The organism is Kiritimatiellaceae bacterium (genome assembly GCA_013141415.1).
GTDB lineage: Bacteria > Verrucomicrobiota > Kiritimatiellia > Kiritimatiellales > Tichowtungiaceae > Tichowtungia.
Genome location: JABFQY010000005.1, coordinates 405,019 through 411,152 on the forward strand (window position 1 = coordinate 405,019; position 6,134 = coordinate 411,152).

Here is a 6,134-nt window from a genome sequence, read left to right on the forward strand (position 1 = left end):
GGAACACCTGTATGACCGCTTTTAAAAAGTCCCCCTGGGTGATCCATTACGATGCGTCGAGCTGTAACGGCTGCGACATCGAAGTGCTCGCCTGTCTGATGCCGAACTTTGACGTCGAGCGTTTCGGTATCATCAATACCGGCAATCCCAAGCATGCCGACATCTTTCTGGTGACCGGTTCGGTTAACGTCCAGAACGCGCCGGTCGTTCGCAATATCTACGCCCAGATGCCGGATCCGAAAGTGGTCGTCGCCATCGGGATATGCGGCACCTCCGGCGGTATTTTCCGCGAATGCTACAACGTCCTCGGCGGCATCGATACCGTGATTCCGGTCGATGTGTATGTTCCGGGCTGCGCGGCCCGCCCCGAGGCAATCATCGACGGCGTAGTCCGCGCGTTGGGCGTACTGGAAGAAAAGCGCAGCCTTATGCAATCTTCCGCCGGGGCCGGTAGCGGCGAAGTGATGATCAATCGGGCTAACCAGAAGGATATTCCTGAAATTCTGGCGTTGCAGAAGATTGCCTATCGCAGCGAGGCTGAGCTCTACGGCGACGCCAGCGTTCCGGCCATGGGCCAGACGATGGAAGAAATTACCGCTGACTTCGAGCAGACGATCTTTCTCAAGGCGGTTGTCAACGGCAAGATCATCGGTTCGATTCGCGGCCGCCGCGACGGCACCGCCGCCCGCATCAGCCGGGTGATTGTGCATCCGTATTTTCAGGGACGCGGGATCGCCACGCGTCTGATTCGGCAGCTCGAACTAGAGGTTGGCGATGTCTCTATGTACGAAGCGGTGATGGGTCATCAAAGTTTACGGAATATCCATCTTTACGAAAAAACGGGTTACCGGCACGTCCGGACGGAACCGTTCACGCCGACCGCGCAGCGGGTTTATATGCAAAAGGAGCGCACATGATCGAAGAACAAACCATCATCACCGTCATGCCGGAAACGCTGGTGGCCGAAACGCGGAAAATGAAGGAGCAGGGCTACCGGCTGGTTCAAATCTGCGTCACGCGGCTGGGCGAAGAGCTCCAGCTCGACTACAGCTTTGACCTCAACCGCAAGTTCGTCAACTTCCGCTTCCTCCAGCCGAAGATCGGCGCGCGCGTTCCAAGTGTCAGCGGCATCTACTGGTGCGCTTTCACCTACGAAAACGAAATCAGCGATCTGTTCGGGGTTCAGGTGGACGGCAACGCCCTCGATTTCAAAGGCAACTTCTATAAGACCGCTATGAAACATCCGTTTATTCAAGATGCCGCGTCAGCTTCCGTTCCAGCGGCCGCCAAACCGGAGGTCAAATAATTATGGGCACTCGCACAATCATTCCTTTTGGTCCGCAGCACCCGGTGCTTCCGGAGCCGATTCATATCGACCTGATCGTCGAGGACGAAAAAGTCGTCGAGGCCGTTCCTTCGATCGGGTTCATTCACCGCGGACTGGAAAAGCTGGTCGAGAAGAAGGACTACATCGAGTACGTCTATGTCGCCGAGCGCATCTGCGGCATTTGCAGTTTCATCCACGGCCAGACCTACTGTCAGGGCATCGAAGAAATCATGAAGATTGAAGTTCCGACCCGTGCCAAATATCTGCGCACGATCTGGGGTGAGCTTTCCCGCATTCACAGTCATCTGCTGTGGGCCGGTCTGATGGCCGACGCGTTCGGTTTCGAATCGCTGTTCATGCACACATGGCGGGTTCGCGAACAGGTTCTCGACCTGATCGAAGCAACCACCGGCGGACGCGTCATCTTCGGTTCCTGCAAAGTCGGCGGCGCCCGCCGCGATATTCCGGCGGAACAAATGGCTTGGCTGTTGGCCCAGTTGGAAACAATTGAGAAGGAGATGCAGCTGATTGTCGATGTCTTCATGAACGACAATTCGGTCAAACACCGCCTTTGCGGTGTCGGCGTGATCTCCAAAGCCGATGCGATTATGCTGGGCGCGGTCGGCCCGACCCTGCGCGGAAGCGGCGTGGCCGATGATATGCGTCTGCTGAAGTACGCCGCGTTCGGCGAGCTGGACTTCCAGCCGATCTCGAAAACGGACGGCGATTCCTATAGCCGTTGCGCGGTGCGTTGCGCCGAGTTGTTCCAGTCGGTTGACCTGATCCGTCAGGCGGCGGCGAAAATGCCTGCGGGTGAAATTGCCGTCAAAGTGACCGGCAATCCGGACGGTGAATTTTTCTCGCGTGTCGAACAGCCCCGCGGCGAAGTGGTTTATTACATCAAGGGCAACGGCACCAAGAATCTGACCCGCTTCCGCGCCCGTACGCCGACCTTTGCCAACGTTCCGCCGCTGGTCAAAATGCTGGCGGGCTGCGAACTGGCCGACGTTCCGGTTCTTGTCCTGACGATTGACCCTTGCATCAGCTGCACAGAGAGGTAACACCATGGCATTTTTCCAAATGAAAAAAATGATTCTGGCGTGGACGTTCCGTACGCCGGTCACGACGAAATATCCGTTTGAACCCCGGAAAATTTGTCCCGGTTCGCGCGGACGTCTCGACATCAAAATCTCTGACTGCATCTTCTGCACGTTATGCGCCAAGCGCTGCCCGACCCAGGCGCTGGATGTTGACCGGGAAAATAAAAAGTGGCACATCGACCGTCTGCGTTGCATTTCCTGCGGCTATTGCGTCGAAGTCTGCCCGAAAAAGTGTCTGACGCTGACCGGCGATCACGGCATTCCGACGGTGACGAAGGACGTGGAGACATTTTGATATGCACGAAGACCACCTAATTGACGGCGTGATCGAAGACGTGAAGCGGCGGATGAAAGCCGTAGGGGCGTCGAAGGTGAGTCGTATCGTTCTCGAATTGAGTCCCGATTCCCATATGGACGAAATATCGGTGGAGATGCATCTCGAATCGCATCTGGCCGAAGAACCGGCGATGGCTGACGCCAAAATCGAATACCGACATGTGCCGCCGCGTCTTTTCTGTCCGGCCTGCGACGCCGAATTTGAACGCCAGCCCGGTGTATTTACCTGTCCGCAATGTTCCAGGCCAGGCCGTCCCTGCGGCCACCGTTCCGGCCTGCGGGTTCTCGACGTGGACTTGATCTGATGTGCTACGCGCTTCCAGGGGTTGTGACAGAGATTAACTGTCGCAACGCTGTGATTAGTTACTTCGGTGAAATCCGTTCGGCGCTCTGTGAACTCACCAACATCCAGCCCGGCGACTACGTTTATGCGCAGGGCGGTTATGTCATTGAAAAAGTTGATCCCGACTTTGCCCGCGAAATGCTCGATACCTGGAACGAACTGTTTCTGGTGTTGCAGGAACGCGATACCGCCATGTCGGAACGTCCCGCGCCGGAACCGAATGACCGTCCGCTTCAGGACATTCTCGATAAGGCCGGTGCCGGCGAATCAATTTCCCGCGATGACCTGCGCTATCTGCTGACCGTCGAAGAGCCGGAGCGCCTCGAACGGCTCTACCGCACCGCCAATGCCGTCCGCCACCTGCACCACCGCAACTCCTGCTGCGTGCACGGCATTCTCGAAATTTCAAACTACTGCTCCAGCGACTGCCTCTACTGCGGGCTGGCGGCCAACTCCACGCTGACCCGCCGCTACCGCATGACCCGCGACGAAATTCTTGAGGCGGCCAAAGAAGCGATTGAAGGTTTCGGCTTTAAGTCGCTGGTGCTCCAGTCCGGCGAAGATCCCGCTTACACTCCGGCGTTTCTGGCCGAGATCGTGGCCGAGATCAAACGGCGTCACGGCGTCTTTATTTGCGTCAGCTTCGGCGAAGTCGGCCTCGACGGTCTCGACATGCTTTACGAAGCCGGTGCCCGCGCCTTGCTCATGCGCTTTGAAACCTCGGACGCCAAACTTTATGCCGCGCTTCATCCCGGCGACACGCTGGAAGTCCGCCTGAGCCATCTGCGCCACGCGCTCAAGACCGGCTGGCTGACCGTTACCGGCGGACTGATCGGTCTGCCCGGCCAGACGGTTGATTCGCTGGCCGACGACATTCTGCTGGCGGGCGAACTGAATGCCGAGATGTTCAGCTTCGGTCCGGTGCTGACCAGTCATCGTCGCCGCGACATTATTCCTGCCACCGAATCGCAGATGCTTCGCGCGCTGGCCGCCGCCCGGATCGCCGCGCCGCCGCAGGCCAAGGTATTGGTCACCACCGCTTTTGAAACGTTGTCGCCGAACGCCCGCGAACGCGGACTGATGGCCGGTGCCAGCTCGGTGATGTTGAATGTCACGCCGTTACGTTACCGCGCCGACTACGCCATCTACGACGGCCGCGCCCACGCCACCGAAAGTATCGCTGACCAGACCCGCGCCATCATCCAGCTGCTCGACCGCCTTGGCCGCGCTCCCAGCGACCTCGGCGTCGCCATGCCTTCGCTTTCTAAGCTTGGGTAGGGAAGAGATCAGGCGCTGAGGCACAAAGGCACAGAGTATTATAAACCCTGCAGTCAGTAAATTTCTGGGATTCCTCTGGCGGAATGCCAGATGCGGATAATCTCGATGTCGTTTCGATTTATACGATAAACAATCCGGCATGGCCGCTTGATCACTTCCCGAATCTGTTCATCCCGCAGTTCAGGAACAATTCGTCCGCTGAGCGGGAAGTCAGCAAGGTGCTCAACGGCATCAAAGAGCGATGAGATAAAACGTTTGGCGATCTCCGAGCTGTCGAGTGATATGTAATCCCGCAAATCCATGAGATCCCAGCGGGCGGACGGTGACCAGATTATTTGGAAAGCCATTCTGCGAACTCCTCTTTAACCACGCTGTGCGCAATGCCTTCGCCGCGGTCGAGTTCATAAAGTCCCTTGCGCAGACCAGCGGCGAAGTGGATGCGTTCTTCAATCTGCATCCAGTCGGCGCTGTCCGGCAGGCGGCTGATGGTTTGGATCGCCAGTTCTTTAGTTGTCATCGGGAACACCTCCATTGAAACTGTGTTAGCCTAGCACAGCTGCTTTCAAAGTGGAAAGTTTCAATTTGCGAGACGGGGGAGTCGGCAACTTTAGCAGATCAGTTTTGCCGGATTTTTAGCCGCGCTCCCAGCGACCTCGGTGTCGCCATGCCCTTGCTCTCCAAGCTTGGGTAGGGAAGGGATCAGGCACTGATGTATAATTCCCCAAGATATTAAGAAATTACTCTTTTTTCTTCCACGGAATGGTTCCACCCATAAGTTCTTTAAATGTAATTTTAGCGGAATCCATCGCTGGGTTGTAGGTTGCCATAGTTTTAAAAGGCGATGTTTGCCCGGGAATGATAGGATTGTATTCTATAAGGGCGTCATCGGACGTGATAAACTTGCCATCAGCGGTGTAGAACGTAGCTACGGCTTGGACATTCCGAAGGTTTTCAGAAGATATGTTTTTCACTTCACCTTCAACAATCGCGTATCCATGTTCTTCGTGCCAACTCCAGTTCAGTAGGATGAGTTTTGTCTCTGATTGTTGGCTGGCGGAGGACGATGCCGTGCCTGATGAATTGGTTGCCGAGTTGGGGGCGCTGATGCTTCCCGCGATAATGATGATCAAGACGATAATTCCAAGAAGGCAGCCGATTGGAGAGGTCTTCTTCCGCTTTGCACCGCACTTCGGACACGCTTCAGCTTTTGTGCTGATATCCGTTCCGCACTCCTTACACTTCGTCATCGCCATAACCCCTCCTTCTTTTCCAACCTTCCAACAGCTGTATTGAACGGACTTTGATTAGATTTTTTCAAATCACAGCCGACATGGCCACCGGAGTTGCGGCGACTATAGCGATTCAAAGAGTTGCGGGAAGGAAAAGTTTTGGAAATGGAACAATGGATGAGGGGATTGGTGGATTAATGGGAGTATTTAGGTGGAGCGTGACCTCCGGGCACGCTTAAACGCGCTCGGAGATCGCGTTCCACCACAATCATTCCAAAAAACCTGGCGGCTTTGCGGCTTGGCGCGAAAATTTCCAATGATTGGAAATGTCGGGGTTCGCCGGGTTCCTCCTTCGGCGGACAAGGATGTCACCCGGCCTACAAAATGGATTTCGAAACTGTAGATGCTATGTGAGTTGCCGCAATCGCTATAATCCTTAGTGGAACAACAAAAGGAGGACAGCATGACGGACAACTCACATAACAGCGATACGTTACTGGTGGCGATGGAGCTGAGCAACA

Annotated in this window: 8 protein-coding genes and 2 pseudogenes; 7 read left to right on the forward strand and 3 right to left on the reverse strand. The window is 55.7% G+C overall.

The window, feature by feature from the left end; all coding sequences use genetic code 11:
* Positions 1–11 precede the first annotated feature (11 nt).
* From nuoB to hydE, 7 genes and pseudogenes are all read left to right on the forward strand, one after another.
* Positions 12–419, forward strand: a pseudogene (gene nuoB, locus HOO88_08725) (NADH-quinone oxidoreductase subunit NuoB).
* Positions 420–464: 45 nt separating this feature from the next.
* Positions 465–917, forward strand: coding sequence for a GNAT family N-acetyltransferase (locus tag HOO88_08730; GenBank protein ID NOU36839.1), 453 nt, complete (start codon positions 465–467; stop codon positions 915–917).
* Positions 914–1,306 (forward strand): NADH-quinone oxidoreductase subunit C, encoded by a 393-nt coding sequence (locus tag HOO88_08735; GenBank protein NOU36840.1) that lies wholly within the window; start codon positions 914–916, stop codon positions 1,304–1,306. The genes HOO88_08730 and HOO88_08735 overlap by 4 nt, the downstream gene beginning before the upstream one ends.
* Before the next feature lie 2 nt (positions 1,307–1,308).
* Complete coding sequence (locus HOO88_08740) at positions 1,309–2,388, forward strand: NADH-quinone oxidoreductase subunit D (protein NOU36841.1); 1,080 nt, start codon at positions 1,309–1,311, stop codon at positions 2,386–2,388.
* 19 nt (positions 2,389–2,407) lie between these two features.
* Positions 2,408–2,722 (forward strand): 4Fe-4S dicluster domain-containing protein, encoded by a 315-nt coding sequence (locus tag HOO88_08745; protein NOU36842.1) that lies wholly within the window; start codon positions 2,408–2,410, stop codon positions 2,720–2,722.
* A 1-nt stretch (position 2,723) separates the two neighbouring features.
* Entirely contained in the window at positions 2,724–3,068 is a 345-nt protein-coding gene (locus HOO88_08750; protein ID NOU36843.1) for a hydrogenase maturation nickel metallochaperone HypA, read from the forward strand.
* Positions 3,069–3,091: 23 nt separating this feature from the next.
* Entirely contained in the window at positions 3,092–4,384 is a 1,293-nt protein-coding gene (gene hydE, locus HOO88_08755) for a [FeFe] hydrogenase H-cluster radical SAM maturase HydE (protein NOU36844.1), read from the forward strand.
* A gap of 53 nt (positions 4,385–4,437) precedes the next feature.
* Here the strand turns inward: hydE and HOO88_08760 are convergent, their stop codons facing one another.
* The 3 genes and pseudogenes from HOO88_08760 to HOO88_08770 form a co-directional block, all read right to left on the reverse strand.
* On the reverse strand, positions 4,438–4,731 hold the full coding sequence (locus HOO88_08760; GenBank protein NOU36845.1) for a type II toxin-antitoxin system RelE/ParE family toxin: 294 nt from the start codon (positions 4,729–4,731) through the stop codon (positions 4,438–4,440).
* Positions 4,716–4,901 (reverse strand): hypothetical protein, encoded by a 186-nt coding sequence (locus HOO88_08765; GenBank protein NOU36846.1) that lies wholly within the window; start codon positions 4,899–4,901, stop codon positions 4,716–4,718. Before HOO88_08765 ends, HOO88_08760 begins: the two co-directional genes overlap by 16 nt.
* A gap of 649 nt (positions 4,902–5,550) precedes the next feature.
* A pseudogene (locus HOO88_08770) lies at positions 5,551–5,637 on the reverse strand (zinc-ribbon domain-containing protein).
* Between the last annotated feature and the right edge of the window lie 497 nt (positions 5,638–6,134).

What these genes read in the sequence shown, in the direction of transcription:
- HOO88_08730 (NOU36839.1), top strand. Translation starts at nt 465, where the DNA reads ATGATCAATCGGGCTAACCAGAAGGATATTCCTGAAATTCTGGCGTTG.
- HOO88_08735 (NOU36840.1), top strand. Translation starts at nt 914, where the DNA reads ATGATCGAAGAACAAACCATCATCACCGTCATGCCGGAAACGCTGGTG.
- HOO88_08740 (NOU36841.1), top strand. Translation starts at nt 1,309, where the DNA reads ATGGGCACTCGCACAATCATTCCTTTTGGTCCGCAGCACCCGGTGCTT.
- HOO88_08745 (NOU36842.1), top strand. Translation starts at nt 2,408, where the DNA reads ATGAAAAAAATGATTCTGGCGTGGACGTTCCGTACGCCGGTCACGACG.
- HOO88_08750 (NOU36843.1), top strand. Translation starts at nt 2,724, where the DNA reads ATGCACGAAGACCACCTAATTGACGGCGTGATCGAAGACGTGAAGCGG.
- HOO88_08760 (NOU36845.1), bottom strand. Translation starts at nt 4,731, where the DNA reads ATGGCTTTCCAAATAATCTGGTCACCGTCCGCCCGCTGGGATCTCATG.
- HOO88_08765 (NOU36846.1), bottom strand. Translation starts at nt 4,901, where the DNA reads ATGACAACTAAAGAACTGGCGATCCAAACCATCAGCCGCCTGCCGGAC.